Annotated in this window: 14 protein-coding genes, 1 other RNA gene and 2 pseudogenes; 14 read left to right on the forward strand and 3 right to left on the reverse strand. The window is 39.0% G+C overall.

The genetic code is table 11. The features are described from left to right. Nucleotides 1-57: 57 nt before the first annotated feature. Complete coding sequence (locus F908_RS04520; RefSeq protein ID WP_005158145.1) at nucleotides 58-579, reverse strand: acyl-CoA thioesterase; 522 nt, start codon at nucleotides 577-579, stop codon at nucleotides 58-60. A 220-nt stretch (nucleotides 580-799) separates the two neighbouring features. Further along, entirely contained in the window at nucleotides 800-1,423 is a 624-nt protein-coding gene (locus F908_RS04525; protein WP_005158146.1) for a MarC family protein, read from the reverse strand. A gap of 371 nt (nucleotides 1,424-1,794) precedes the next feature. Here F908_RS04525 and F908_RS15405 point away from each other — a divergent pair. The 14 genes and pseudogenes from F908_RS15405 to F908_RS16225 form a co-directional block, all read left to right on the forward strand. Next, a pseudogene (locus F908_RS15405) lies at nucleotides 1,795-2,065 on the forward strand (hypothetical protein); the annotation flags it as partial. A gap of 185 nt (nucleotides 2,066-2,250) precedes the next feature. Then, nucleotides 2,251-2,610, forward strand: a transfer-messenger RNA (tmRNA) gene (gene ssrA / locus F908_RS15410). A gap of 179 nt (nucleotides 2,611-2,789) precedes the next feature. After that, nucleotides 2,790-4,019 (forward strand): tyrosine-type recombinase/integrase, encoded by a 1,230-nt coding sequence (locus tag F908_RS04530; protein WP_034602633.1) that lies wholly within the window; start codon nucleotides 2,790-2,792, stop codon nucleotides 4,017-4,019. 137 nt (nucleotides 4,020-4,156) lie between these two features. Beyond that, nucleotides 4,157-5,341: a hypothetical protein gene (locus tag F908_RS04535; RefSeq protein ID WP_171063532.1), complete on the forward strand. Its 1,185-nt coding sequence runs from the start codon at nucleotides 4,157-4,159 to the stop codon at nucleotides 5,339-5,341. A 130-nt stretch (nucleotides 5,342-5,471) separates the two neighbouring features. After that, nucleotides 5,472-5,687, forward strand: coding sequence for a hypothetical protein (locus tag F908_RS04540; protein ID WP_005158155.1), 216 nt, complete (start codon nucleotides 5,472-5,474; stop codon nucleotides 5,685-5,687). A gap of 3 nt (nucleotides 5,688-5,690) precedes the next feature. Next, the gene (locus tag F908_RS04545; protein WP_005158157.1) at nucleotides 5,691-5,909 is read left to right on the forward strand and encodes a helix-turn-helix domain-containing protein; all 219 of its coding nucleotides are present in this window, start codon (nucleotides 5,691-5,693) and stop codon (nucleotides 5,907-5,909) included. Beyond that, nucleotides 5,906-6,103: a hypothetical protein gene (locus tag F908_RS04550; protein WP_005158159.1), complete on the forward strand. Its 198-nt coding sequence runs from the start codon at nucleotides 5,906-5,908 to the stop codon at nucleotides 6,101-6,103. The genes F908_RS04545 and F908_RS04550 overlap by 4 nt, the downstream gene beginning before the upstream one ends. Nucleotides 6,104-6,105: 2 nt before the next feature. After that, entirely contained in the window at nucleotides 6,106-6,483 is a 378-nt protein-coding gene (locus F908_RS04555) for a hypothetical protein (protein ID WP_005158162.1), read from the forward strand. Further along, nucleotides 6,476-6,778 (forward strand): hypothetical protein, encoded by a 303-nt coding sequence (locus tag F908_RS04560; RefSeq protein ID WP_005158174.1) that lies wholly within the window; start codon nucleotides 6,476-6,478, stop codon nucleotides 6,776-6,778. The genes F908_RS04555 and F908_RS04560 overlap by 8 nt, the downstream gene beginning before the upstream one ends. Continuing rightward, nucleotides 6,775-8,871, forward strand: coding sequence for a DUF3987 domain-containing protein (locus tag F908_RS04565; RefSeq protein WP_005158178.1), 2,097 nt, complete (start codon nucleotides 6,775-6,777; stop codon nucleotides 8,869-8,871). Before F908_RS04560 ends, F908_RS04565 begins: the two co-directional genes overlap by 4 nt. 247 nt (nucleotides 8,872-9,118) lie before the next feature. Then, nucleotides 9,119-9,445: a single-stranded DNA-binding protein gene (gene ssb / locus F908_RS04570; RefSeq protein WP_005158180.1), complete on the forward strand. Its 327-nt coding sequence runs from the start codon at nucleotides 9,119-9,121 to the stop codon at nucleotides 9,443-9,445. A 219-nt stretch (nucleotides 9,446-9,664) separates the two neighbouring features. Continuing rightward, entirely contained in the window at nucleotides 9,665-9,847 is a 183-nt protein-coding gene (locus F908_RS04575; protein WP_005158182.1) for a hypothetical protein, read from the forward strand. A 7-nt stretch (nucleotides 9,848-9,854) separates the two neighbouring features. Continuing rightward, entirely contained in the window at nucleotides 9,855-10,322 is a 468-nt protein-coding gene (locus F908_RS04580) for a hypothetical protein (RefSeq protein WP_005158186.1), read from the forward strand. 2,379 nt (nucleotides 10,323-12,701) lie between these two features. Then, a pseudogene (locus F908_RS16225) lies at nucleotides 12,702-12,854 on the forward strand (Arm DNA-binding domain-containing protein); the annotation flags it as partial. A gap of 123 nt (nucleotides 12,855-12,977) precedes the next feature. Here the strand turns inward: F908_RS16225 and F908_RS04590 are convergent. Beyond that, nucleotides 12,978-14,504, reverse strand: a complete 1,527-nt coding sequence (locus F908_RS04590; RefSeq protein WP_005158194.1) for a DHA2 family efflux MFS transporter permease subunit — start codon at nucleotides 14,502-14,504, stop codon at nucleotides 12,978-12,980. Nucleotide 14,505 lies beyond the last annotated feature (1 nt).

Below are 14,505 nucleotides of genomic sequence, written 5' to 3' on the forward strand. Positions count from 1 at the left end.
ATCGAACCATGCTGCGGTTCGATCTTTTTTTAGATCACTAGGAATGTGATGAATAAATCAACACTGGCTAGTTTTTTTGAAAATACTGCAAGAAGGTTGCTGTACTTCTTGTAAACGTAGATCCTTACGCTGTTCTGCAGCTTCGAAACGACAACGCTTCCAATCCGTATCTAATTTTAATGTCGGAACAACTTTAGGTTTACGCTCCTCATCCACAGCAACCATGGTGAAATAGCAGGTATTGGTATGTCTGATTGTACGCTTTTGAATATTCTGTGCTTCTACACGAATGCCGACTTCCATAGAAGTACGTCCTACATGATTAACACTCGCTAAAAATGTGACTAATTCACCAACGTAAATTGGCTCTTTAAAATTAACTTTATCAACAGACAATGTCACAACATAACTGCCTGAATAACGGCTTGCACAAGCATAAGCAACTTGGTCAAGCAGTTTTAAAATTGCTCCACCATGAACATTACCTGAAAAGTTTGCCATATCAGGTGTCATTAAAACTGACATTGTAAGCTCTGACTGATCATCAGGTGCTTGGTTCAATTGATCTAATGGATACATAGGAGAACTCATAGGAGAATACAACATGTGTATTATCGTTCATTCCTCAACGTAAAAATACGTATAAATGTATAAAACATCATCAACTATTTTTATGATAGATCGAAACATTATTTCAGTAGGATTACATATAGACCCTTTTTATTAGATTTTATCTAAAATTAACAATGTGTTATTAACCAGATAAATACTCATCATACAAAATTTTATATCTAATAATTTAATTTAAATTTGTAGCTTGAATGAGTCCCATCACACCATTAACGATCATATCGACAGCAATTGTACCGATCAGTAAAGCAGATAAACGCCCCATAATGTCAAAGTAACGATCAATATACTTCGCATGCTTGTAGCGTAAATGATCGTGTCCGTATTTCATCGCGATAAGAATACTGCAAGTTAACGCCAATGTGAGGGCAATCACAGCAATTGCTCCTCCAAATGGAACACTCACGCCTGTGACAACCGCAGCACTAATTGTTCCTGGTCCGATCATAAAAGGCATAGCAATCGTACCTGCTAAATGCTCAGGAGCCCCACGCATTTCACCGATTGTTTCTGCACCCTGAAACACATAACGATAACCAATGACAAGAAAAATTAGTCCACCAAATATTTGGAAAGATTCAAATCTTACATTTAGGTAGCGACTAAAAATATTCTCGCCCCCCCATGCAAATAATGCAAAAACAGCAAAAGCAATTAAGCTCCCTTGAATCAATGCTTTATTAAATACTTTTACATCGGTATTCCGAATCATCCCGACCATGTAGACACTCATCAGGAACGGATTCAGTAATGAAAAAAACAATGCAAATGCATGGATATAGGGTGAAAACATAAAACTCCCGTTATTACGATTAATACCTAAACTTCGTTCTAGTTAAAGTAAATGAGAATAGAATTTCAAAACGATTCCAACTGATTAATCAAACAAAGAATGCATATGCTGCGATTCAACACTTAAAAAACAGTATCATCGCTTGAACCCACGTATCTTAAATTAGTTAATTTAAAAAAAACTCATAGGTGATACAGGCAAAAAGTGCGATCAAATAAACAGCGAAAAACTGATAAATAGTTTTTATGAACCGTAAAATCATAAAAATTAACCAGTTTGAATATGTTCGCATATTCATATTTCTTTAAATTTGTAGCGCTGTATATAACTAGTATTGAAAATGTAAAATAAGGATTTAATCAGTATATGAACTATCTGATCAGCGTATTCTGGATCAGCAAATACAGGCACACGTACAAGCACTTGCATCATTCCTACATGCCAATCAGCTTTCACATTTGCGTTATCGTGAAGGCAGTATCAGCTATCTGGATGTGATTGATTCGGACTGGAATTTTGCAGCAAGAGCAACTCGCTGCACAGCTTCATGGCAGTCGAATGATTGCTAGCGTAGATCTTATTCGGGCTTTAGGTGTTGGTTGGCATGAACCTAAGCTGCCGAGTCATATGCTATTGTTTTAATGAAGAGATTTAAATGTATATTGCTTCTTTGAAGTTCCAATTTAACTAAACGTTAAAAAGCCAATTCTTAAAGACATGCAATTAATTTATAATTTCAATTAGATCGGTTTTTAACCACAAATCTCAAAGCCGGTAAATTTAGATTTAAATTTTCAATATTTATGCTATGATGCTCTTTCATATATGGGGATGTTATTGGCTTCGACGCTGGTGATGAAGCTCATAGATGCATGCCGAGAGCGCATTTTCTCTCGTAAATAAAATTTGCATTTTAATAGTCGCAAACGACGAAACTTACGCTCTAGCTGCCTAAGGGCAGCTTGTCCGCTTCACTGAATACTTGTGGTCAGTGAACCCGACCGAAGCGCACGCACACAAGTCCGTATAAAGTCAAGCCTCGGGGCTTTATACCAAACTTAGAGGATCGCACCTTTTACCCTGTTCGTCGGGTCGCTTGGTGTTAAAACAATAGACGATATCTAAGCATGTAGTATTCTCGAGTGTAGTGCTGGCGGACGCGGGTTCAACTCCCGCCATCTCCACCAAATACCTAACAAAACATGGCAAAATATGCCAAGTTTTAAAAGATAAAGGCTTGAATCTAAAGGGTTTGAGCCTTTTTTCTTGCCTAAACATAACTAAATATAACTAGCCACAGGGATACATGCCATGTATCCTAGCGTGTATCCCCTCATATTTATTGAACTGGCAGGGATACAAGAAAATGAAACGAACAGACATAAAACGCAGACCACTAGCAGACACCGTACTTGCAACCCTTGAGCCTGAATCAAAAGAATATCGGGAGCTAGACGGCAACGGCTTATATTTTCGTGTCAAACCTGATGGTAATAGATCGTGGCAACTACGATACAAAAAAGCTGATGGTAAATGGTCATGGTTAGGTATTGGTGGCTATCCTGAAATATCAGGACAGTTAGCACGTAAAAAAGCGCAAGAACTTTTAAACGATATTTCAAAGGGCGATAACCCTATCATCACCAAACAAGAACGCAAGCGCAAAGAAATAGAACAGAACAATGCCACCTTTGAGGTATTGGCGCGTGAATGGTTAGACACAAAAAAGGAATCATGGGTACAGGACACCATGACCCGAAATAAGAGTGCATTAGAAAAACACATATTCCCGATTTTTGGGAAACGCTTGTACACCACCATAAAGCCTATTGAATGGATGAACTTGTTAAAAAGTATTCAGCAAGAAAAAGGTATTTTTGAGCAAGTAAGCCGTATGCGTGCCATGTGCCGTGATATATACGATTTTGCAAAGGTCACTGGTCGAATGGACTACAATCCAGTTGAGGGTATTCAAAAATATCTACAACAAGGCAAAAAACAAAATATGTTGCATGTGGCTGAACCTGAGTTACCCCCACTATTAAGAGCTATCAATAATTATCCAACTATGGATGTGCGTATAGGCTTGCAACTTTTAGCTATGTTGTTTTGCCGACCAACTGAACTAAGACAAGCCAAGTGGCAAGAATTTGATTTAGAGCAAGGCTTATGGAATATCCCAGCCGAGCGCATGAAGAAACGCCGTGAGCATCTTGTACCGTTGCCAACTCAAGCCACTACCCTATTAAAAGAATTACAAAGCTATGAAACCAATTCTGAATACTTATTTCCGAGCAGATCGGACAAGAGCAAGCCAAAGTCAGACACAGTTTTCATTATGGCTTTGCGCCGTATGGGTTATGAGGGCAGACAAACCCCACACGGATTTAGACATATTGCGAGTACCTTGTTAAACAATCGTGGCTTTGATGAACGCCATATTGAAGCAGCACTGGCACACGTAAAGGACGGTGTAGCAGGCGTATATAACAAGGCTCAATATTTAGATGACCGAGCAAGCATGATGCAATGGTACGCCAATCATTTAGAAGAAATTGCAGATCAGAGCATTATTCAATTCAAAAAAGCACTGTGACAAGGTTTGTCGCACTACTAGCCAATAAATGCACAAATATAGGGAAATATAGATTATATTTGTTTTGCTAGGTATAGGCAGGCCAGCCGACAAGCAAGTACCCAACTTGTTTACCTAGCTACTTTTTCGGGGATGCTGTGGGAGGCATGATGAACCTATTTGAAGATTTAGAACAAAGAAATAGTGAATATATAAATGCCATTGATGCCCTAAACCTATTAGCAGATAAAACAAATAACAGCTTGCCTAATATTTGCAAATTCCTATTGCTAAGAAGTTTTAATTTTAATATTGAGACATTTAGTAAAGGTTATCTAGATGAGATTTATCATTGTGATTATCAGGGCGGTTTGCATGATGGTATGTATGAGGTAACGACTGATATATTAGAAAGAGGATTAGGAAATTTTGAATGTAAACAAACCGATTTTAATCTGATATATGATAAAGAAGAGCTTGAACGTTACTACTGGTTAAGGTCGGATTTTTTTAGTTTTCAACCAATTCAGGAATTAAATATTTCACCTAGTGATTACACAGACTATTTAACAGGCAAAGCACTCTTATGGTTGAGCAAGCAGGAAAAAGATACTTTTATCGAGGATATGCAAGAACTTAACAAGGACGAACTAAAACCTAAAACCTTTGAGCCTCCTTTATTTTATTTAAATGATACATTCTCATTAATAGAGGCTTCATGCTTATTGAGTGGGGATAGCCCTATTCAAATTAATAGATGTTTTAATGATACAAATTTTGATCAAAACCACCATAATTTTAATGAAGCATATAACTTTATTAACTCTGCAATTTGGGCGGGTAGCCTCCCTGAAAATTTGATTCCCTCACATCAACTAAAACTTTATTTACAAAGTAAAGGAAAAATTATTGAGGGATTTAACGACAATCTACCAATACAAGAACCTATAGGCTGTGGAAATCCAACCATCCAACAAAACGAACCAAACATTGAAAATCTAAATGCTGAAATTTCACGACTTAGAAAAGAGATTGAAGATAGAGATAAAACAGCTATTGAGTTACAGAACCGCATTAGTGAGCTGGAGAGCCAATTATCTGATGCTTTAAGCAAAAATATCCCATCCATTAATAATGAGCTTCATCCATCACTTGACCCAGCACATAAAAATCATGCACCTGAATTATTGTTAGCAGTGCAAGCATGGGAAGCTAAATATCTAGAAAATGAATATCCGCATCAAGAACACACCCCAGCTATAACGAATATTCTAAAAAACAAAAATGTCACACAAGTAAATCTTGTTAAAAGAATTTGCGCTATAACGAACCCTAAAAAATAGTTATTATTCAGTAAATTAAATATAGGTGTCACTTCTAAGTGACACCTTTTTTTATACAAGTGACACTTGTATGACACCTTATTAAATTTGCTTTTATGCACTAACAATATTTAGCCATGTAGGTGCATAAATGACGATTAATCCAATCCGTGTTCAATTCAAAACAGCTTGCCAAATTCTTGATGTAAGCCGTGAATCATTGCGCCATATCGTGCGTACAGATGCCACATTTCCCCGACCTATTAAGACTGGCGACACCAAACAAGCACCAGTCTATTTCGACTATACCGAGCTTGTAGAGTGGCACAACAAGCAGCGTTTAAGCCTTGCAGCTATGGAGGCTTAATCAATGAATAACACCCAAGTAAAACAAGTCCTAGCACACCTCAAGCAAGGCAAAACCCTTTCACAAGCTGAGGCTATCGACCTATTCAACTGCTACCGACTAAGCGCAATTATTCAGCGTTTACGAAATGCAGGCTATGACATTGTGACCCATAACGAGCGCAATAAGTCAGGCATTGGCAGACATGCACGTTATGAGCTTGTTAAAGAGGTGGCAGCATGAGCGAAATTATAGATTTTAAATCTGCAAGCGTGGTGGATGACCTCCCCTTTACAGATGACGAATTGCGGTTAGCGAATATCTATGATGTTGCAGTCGGCTTAATTATTGATATTGAGGAGGGAAAAAACTTCTCAATGTCAGAAATCAAAGCACAAATGATTGAAGTTCTAGAAATCCTACAAGAGGAGTTGTGAGCATGAAAGAACTTTATTCAAACCTTTTTAAATTGATTCTAATATGGCTACTGGCGATATTTATTATTGCAAGCTGTGGACGTTCCGCTTATGCTGTAGACCTCTCAAAAAGTCTTAGCGTTACCCCTGAACGTCATTCAGGTTTTTTTGTGCCTCTTAACTGCATCGGCTCTCAATCTTTGCATTTAAACAGCGCAAGCATCACAGCCATGCAAACAAGGCTGCACTCCCTCTATGAGGGGATGACACAACAAAATAAGTCAGCAATGGCGAATATGTTGGGTGCGTCTAAGACCGCAAGAGTGAATCCCCTCACCAGTTTTAAATCTGGTGGAACTTCTCAAAACTCAAAAGTCTTAGGAGGCAATCATCATGCCTAATCAAATCAATTCTACAAATACACCTAAAAAATACGATGCTGGTGACATGCACGACATTCAGTCGCTAGCTGAATACGATATGAACTGGATGCAAACGGCCATTGATCGTATTCGCCGTGACTTCATAGACCTAAGCAAAAAACTACAGAAACAAGGTGTACATCAAATCTATTTTGATGACTTGCGTACAGTTTTAGATATGTACTCATACCTAGCAGAAGAACGTCATAGCTATCATGCAGAAATGGCAAAACAATACGAAAAAGAATGGAAATCTCAAGGGGGTGAGGTATGAATGCAAAACACCCCGATATTTTAAATAAACCAACGCCTATAGTGGTCAATATCGACCCAGTAACAGGGCATCGGGTAGAGTTTTTTCAGCTAGAAGATTTTGCGACAAATTGTATTGATGAGCGCAATCTCAAAGTTAAGCCTGAGAGCTATATTTGTTCTAAATTGCCTAGTTATAACTGTGAAAATTGCGAAGCCTACACGCTCATAAATCCAACCCAATTGAGCGAGGTTATAGGCTATGCAATCAGAGGTATCGCCAAAAAATACGACACAGAGCAGACACCCCACAAAGAAATTGATTCTCAGAAAGTATCGTTTTTGATTGGTGAAGCTGGAGTATTTGCAAGCAGTTTAAATAAACCTCATTTATCGTATGTAGTCGGTACAAATGATATGGATTTATTTGTTCAACTTGCTAAGGCAGGCAAAGCGGTTTTGCTGCATCAAAGTTTAGATGAAGCATACAAGATTTTAAACAGTGGTATGCCTGAAAATGTTTTTAGATTGATTGCGGGCAAGTCTGCACCTAAAGATAATTCTGATTTATTTGTTCAAGTGGATGATTCTTTTAGAGCGTTTACCTCTCAGCAAATAGAAACATTTTTTCTTGAGAAACGGAAGCAGATTATTGAATCAGGTGCATTCAATCAAGATGCAGATTCTCAACACTGGGGCGAGTTGCTGCCACTACAACAAGAGGAATCAGTAGCAAGCAACCCTTACCCTATTGATGCACTGCCCTTATTGGCAAAAGAAGCGGTTTTGGCTATTTCCGAGCATGTGCAATCACCAATTGCAATGACGGCGCAATGTGTTATTGGTGCAATGTCACATATTGCCCAAGCTAAAGTAAATGCACCCGATAGATTCAAAGCACACGGCGAACCATGTAGCTTGTTTCTACTGACTGAGGGGCAAAGCGGAAGCCGTAAGAGTACAAGCAAAAATCTAGCAGATCGGGCGATTTTAGACTATGAGCGCAAGCAGTACGAAATATATCGAACCGAGTTAGAGCAATGGAAAAGCGGTCTAGCAGGATTACCAAAAAAAGACCGTGAAGCGTACTGTGCAGAGAATCCACCACCGAGTGACCCAAGCACTCTATACAGTGACATTACCCTTGAATCTATTGCAGGATTGTTTATTGATGGAATCTTGAAAAATGCTTCAATCTCAAGTGATGAAGCAGGTCAATTTTTCGGTGGGCGTACCATGAAAGCCGATACACGTAACCAAGCACTAGGCGGTTATACGAAATTGTTTGATGATGGATATGTGGAACGTACACGCTCAAAATCAAACCTCAATGGCAGTGGTCGGGCGCATGACGTTCGGGTGACGTTTAATTTACAAGGTCAGCATGAAGTTTTAGACAATGCTTTAAAAGACCCAGTGCTAAGAGGGCAAGGCTTTTTACCTAGATTCCTCTTAACTATTCCTGAAAACTTGGCAGGCACACGCCTACAAAATGCAGCATATCGCAACAAAAACGCCAACAAAGACCACAGGCTTATTGCTTACTGGACACGGTGCGAATCATTGCTCGATAGCTGCCCACAGGTACAGACAGAGCATGAATTGCATAATGGGCGTTATGTCATTCCTATGAATAATGAAGCCATAGCGATTGATACAGAGTTTTATAACGTCATTGAGTCGCTACAACGTGTAGGAAAGCGTTTTGAGTACCTACAAGCGTTTGCGAGCCGTGCAAGCCAATTGGCACGCCGTTTAGCAACGGTATTTGCTTATTTTGAGGGATTGCAACAGATTGATGGTAAAACCCTACAAGGAGCTTGTGAGGTCGTTAAGCATTCATTAAATGAATGGGCAATGTATGCAGAAATTGAGGTTAAAGCGGAAAGTGATGCTGAAAAGCTGATTAAGTGGGTTGTCGGTAAATGTGTGCAGCAAAAAACAGACAGACTTACTTACTCATATATACAAACCTCATGCCCTAGACCGATGCAGAAAAACAAAACCCTTTTGGAAATGGTTATTCAGCAACTAGAGGATTCACACCACATCAAGATTGAATCACTAGGGCGTACTCGATACGTTGTAATTAATCCCTTATTACTGGAATCGTGACTAAATGACTAAATAAGCCTGAAAGCCTTACAGGGCAAGGCTTTTCACTTAGCAGTCACGTTTTGACTAAGTGACTAAGTGACTAAGTGACTAAATGGATTTAATCATTAATTTTTTCGTTTAGTCATTTAGTCATAGCGGTTTTGGGTGACTGCTGAACGAAAAGCCTTATATATCAATAGTTACAGAGCAATTTAGTCATTTAGTCAGCTTTTTAGATAAATGAAATATATTTGAGAGTTGAACAATGCCAAACGTGAACAAAGTAATTTTAATGGGTGTGCTAGGTCGTGACCCTGAAACTAAGCAATTCTCCAACGGCGGTAGCGTTACGACATTCAGCGTTGCAACTACCGACCACTGGAAGGACAAGACCACTGGAGAGCGCAAAGAAGCGACAGAGTGGCACAGAATCAGCACCAACGGACGTTTAGCCGAGATTGCGAGTAAGTATCTCAAGAAAGGCAGCAAGGTTTATATTGAGGGCAGCTTGAGAACAAGGAAATGGAAAGACCAAAGTGGTGCAGATCGGGAGATAGTCGAAGTTCGGGCGGATGTTCTACAGTTGCTTTAATCGAAGCTCCCTAAATATGGGGAGCTTTTTCGTAATCTATACCTGTCCGTATATGTGCATATTTTTGTATCGTATCGTTGTTTTTTATTTGTATTAGAATACAATGAACTCATAAGAGTAACAGTGTGGCACTCTTATACCAATTAGCCCTAAATAATGGGCTTTTTTAGGCTCTATTGATTAGACATATTCACACCCAGTCTTAGAGGGAGAGTTTTTATGAAAATGTTTTTTAAAGGTGTAAGCCTTTCTTCAATTCGTAAAGCTAACCAAAATATGATTGAGGGAAAAAAGGCTGATGTATCTAGTTTACCCGCCAGCATTCAACACGATATTTTAAATCGCCGTTATTCTGCTCAAGAAATTAATAACGCTTATGCTAGAGCCGTTAGCAAAGGCTAATCAGTCAATGAGTAGACATCAAACCTTTACCAAATTAGTGACTGACGACAAAGACTTTGTCGGCATGGTTGCTTATACAATATATAAAAAAGAAAAATTAGATTGGATTGAACAATTTAAAATTACACATGGCAACGAGCCAAGTGAGGCAGAATTAAAACAATTCACCCTAGCATCTGATTCTGCCTTGCGTATTCAACAGTATCGTGAAATTGCGGAAAGCAGAGTTAATGATTTTATTGATAATGCCATTTTTGAAGAATTAGAGGGCTATAAAAAGCGTTTAAGAGATGATGAAATAGTAAAAGCATCTAAAAAAGGCTTTATTAAAGGCGTGGGCGAGAATGTGCTGGCAGGTATTATTGGTGCAGGTATTGTCACACTTTTTCAGCTTGGAATATGGCTATATCAAGTCAAAGATAATCCAGAATTTAAGAAGCAAGCCACTGAACAAATACAACAAACAGCAAATTAATATAAACAGCCTCTATAACTGGGGCTTTTTTATTGGCTGAATGGTCAAGATAATCATGCAGATTCAACTATCATGGAAATCGTGACAATAGAATAAACAGCTTTAGATTCATGCAGCCTGATTAGATAAAAACGCCTCTTTCATAGGGTGAGTTTTGCAAAAAGGTAAAAATAAAAAGTTGATTATAAAAATGACTAATAAAACCACCGTGTAGTTTTAACACAGCTTTAACTTTTAACACTCCCAATTGATATACCTAGCCAAATAGATCAATGAGTTAAACAAATGAGCTTTAACTTTTTAACTTATTTTTGAAAATCAGATTTTTTTTGTGAGTGTGGTACTGGGCGGTCTAGAAAAATAATGAATTTTTTAAAATTTTACCTCCCCCCTATAGTCTTTTTTATAGACGGGAAATTGAACCGTTTTTGTCTTTCATAGGATTGTTTCGCAAATGCTGCTTTAGATCGGCACGGTCCGATTACGGTCCGTATATATGCTGCAAGGTTTACGCCGTTTTTAACGAATACCTATCTTGTATCACTACGTGCAACAAACATTCTCTTTTTATAGGAGTGCAAGTGTTGATTGAGTGCTAACCACTGGGGGGAGCTATCAAGTTGAGTGATGACATAGATCGGACACCACCGACCTACTCACTCATAAAAAAATTTCTGTTTTAGCAAATAAGTTAAAGTTGTTAAAGTTAAAAAATCACTGCAAAGGCTTATATATAAAGGATTTACCTAGTTATAAGCCGATTTTCAAAAGTTAAAATAATGTTAAAGCAGATACAATCAATATCATTATTTTAGAGCCTAAATAATTAGGGGAATTAGTGCGCTTTATGTCAAAAGGTAGCGTGGAAAATTACAGCTTTATAAGTATTAAGCAACTTAATCTAAAAAGTTTATTCAGTGCTGATGACCTGAAAAAGTATAAAAATATCAGCATCACCGCAAGCAACGACTACGGTAGTTATAACCTGAGCTTAACTCATTCACCTTGTAACTACGGCGGCGCTAGATTTTGGTTTTTATGCTCATGCGGTAAACGCTGTACCAAACTATATTTTAAATGCAGGGCGTACGCTTGCAGACAATGCCACCAACTCAACTACATATCACAACAATGGAATAAGTCGAATATTCCCCTACTACGCGTCAGACGGCTAAGGAGTCGATTGCAATGGTCACAAGACGTTAGAGATTGGCCGATATATCAAAAGCCTAAAAACATGCGCTACAGGAAATTTTCCGCACTTGTACGAGAACTGGAAAAAAGAGAGCAGGAAAGGCTGCAAATGTTTATTGTCTATTTAAATCGGATGGGCATTAGGTGAATGTCAGGTTTTGACCTTAGGATTACTTAGGATTTACGCCGTTCTGAATCTTAGGTTTATCAGGTTTTCTTTTTTAAAGCAGTCCGAAAAACTAACATTTACTAACAGTAGGCCGAAGCAAAATTGCGTTGGCTAAATCCTTGTTTTATAAGGTAAGCACAAAATTGCGCTCAGTAATGAACTACGAACTTTCGTACAGTCATACAGTGTGGCTATCCTCAAATTGAGGTTAACGCTTAACTTTCTCCAGTGCGTAAAGTTGAGTTTCGCAACAACTACGCGCGCGCACGCGAGGGATGGATTGAATTGTGGTTTTAAGGCTTAAAATCCCAATAGAACTACAATGCGATTATTCGGGCGGTTTACTTCTGCAAATAACCTGAACATAGGACTACCCCCCACTGGGGGATATGCTCAAATTTGAGCGCATCTAAACAACCAAGCTACTTAATCAGCCACTTGGACGGCTAAGTTAATTTAGGATTACGTTATCGTTTCGGTAATCACCGAAACCCATGCAAGCGACTAGCTCAAAGATAGTTAGTGAGTATCTTTAAGCTACTCACAATGGATAAGATTCTAAATCTAATCCCACCTAAGCCACCAATCATGGTGAGCAGCTTAAATACTTCACTTCAATAAAATGATGGAAGCCAAAAAACACAACAAACAATTGTTGAAGTGCTAGAGAATCAAGAAAAACGCGCGCGTGCGAGCGAGTTTAAATCTTGAGTTGAACTCCCCTTTTCCCCACCAAACCCGACAAGAAAACAGCCTAGCAGCACATAATTTGTATCCCAGTTTGTATCCCTAACTTTTTAATAATATTTTTATTATTTATAAACAATAACTTATTAATTTTGTTCAATTGACGCCATCGCAAAATATGCCAAGTTTTAAAAGATAAAGGCTTGAATCTAAAGGGTTTAATCCTTTTTTGCCTAAACATAACCAAATATAACTAGCTACAGTGTACATACGCCGTATACACTACCATGTACATTGCAAGATTTATTGAATCCGCTGGTGTACAAGCCATGAAAAGAACAGAAATCAAACGTAGACCGCTATCAGACACCGTACTTGCAACCCTTGAGCCTGAATTAAAAGAATATCGGGAGCTAGACGGCAACGGCTTATATTTTCGTGTCAAACCTGATGGTAATAAATCGTGGCAACTACGATGTAAATACTTGTTTACTTTTTAGGAGTGACTTAAAAAACCCAAAGACGAAATAAACATTCATATCAGATTGAAATAAAAAACTCGGATGAATAAGTCCGAGTTTTTTGGAAATAACCATCTATTTAAGTTAATGCGGTGCTGGCCCACCTGTAATCTGCTTCGGTTTGGGACTCATCCAAATCAAGGCACTGGCAAAGATAAATACAATAGCCAAAATCATAAACACATGATTCGCCGAAATCGTAATCGCTTCTTTATCAACTAAATTTGCAATCGTGGCGAGTGTTGCATCAGGTGAAAAACCATTTTGCAATAAGGTGTTTTGGACTTCTTGTGGGTGCAAATTATTCACCATTTCACTACGAGCTACCTTCGTGTGATCATCCCAAATCGTCACTGCAATTGAAGCACCAATCGCTCCTGCCATAGTTCTCAGGAAGTTCATCAGACCTGCGGCAGATGCCATTTCCTGCGGCAAAACTGAGCCCATTGCAATATTCGACAGTGGAATAAAGAAGAATGGTACCGCAAAGCCCTGCAAAATCTGCGGCCATGCTAATGACATAAAGTCTGCATCTGTAACCCAAAAAGCTCGCATGACCGTAACCACACCCAACAATGCTAATCCAAAACTTGCCAATGCTCTTGGGTCATATTTAGTTGATAACTTGGCAACAATTGGCGACATCGTCAAACTACCAAAACCCATAGTTGCAGTCAGATACCCTGCCCACGTGGCGGTATAACCCAAGTTAATTTGTAGCCATTGAGGAATCAGGACAATACTGCCAAAGAACGAACCAAAACCAAAAGCGAGTGCCAGCACAGAAACTGCAAAACCACGGTGTCGGAACACATACAGGTTAACCACAGGATGCTTTTCTGTGAGTTCCCAAATCATGAAAACAATAAAACCCACAACTGCCGTTAATGCCAATACAATAATACTGGTACTATTAAACCAATCTCGCTCATGCCCAAGGTCTAGCATCAATTGTAAAGCACCAATCCACAGCACTAACAAACCTAAACCAACTGCATCAATTCGTAATTTCTCAGTTTTAGTTTCTGCTACAGACAGCAAGCGGATGGCTGCCAATACACAGAAAATTCCAACAGGGATATTAATAAAGAAAATCCAATGCCAAGACAGATTATCACTAATCAGTCCGCCCAAAATCGGCCCCAGAATTGGTCCAACCACGGTGGTCATGGCCCACATTCCCATGGCTTGTGAGTGTTTTTCAGGTGGGAAAATTCGCATCAACAAGGTTTGGCTCAGTGGCATTAATGGGCCACCGCAAAGCCCTTGTCCAATACGGAAAAAAACCAGCATTTCCAGTGAGGTCGCCAAACCACATAGGAATGAAAAGATGGTGAAACCAATTAACCCAAAGACAAAAACTCTGACTGTCCCAAAACGTCCAGCTAGCCAACCTGTAAGTGGAACACAGATGGCTTCAGCAACGGCGTAAGAGGTAATCACCCACGTCCCTTGTGAACTAGAAACAGCTAAGTTCCCTGTAATATGGGGGACTGAAACGTTGGCAATGGTGGTATCAAGCACCACCATAAAGTTGGAAAGTGCAATGACAAATGCGGCGAGCATTAACCGCCCACCGCTGAGTTCTGCAAAAGGATTCTGCGTTTTCATG

Source organism: Acinetobacter sp. NIPH 284 (genome assembly GCF_000369425.1).
Lineage (GTDB): Bacteria > Pseudomonadota > Gammaproteobacteria > Pseudomonadales > Moraxellaceae > Acinetobacter.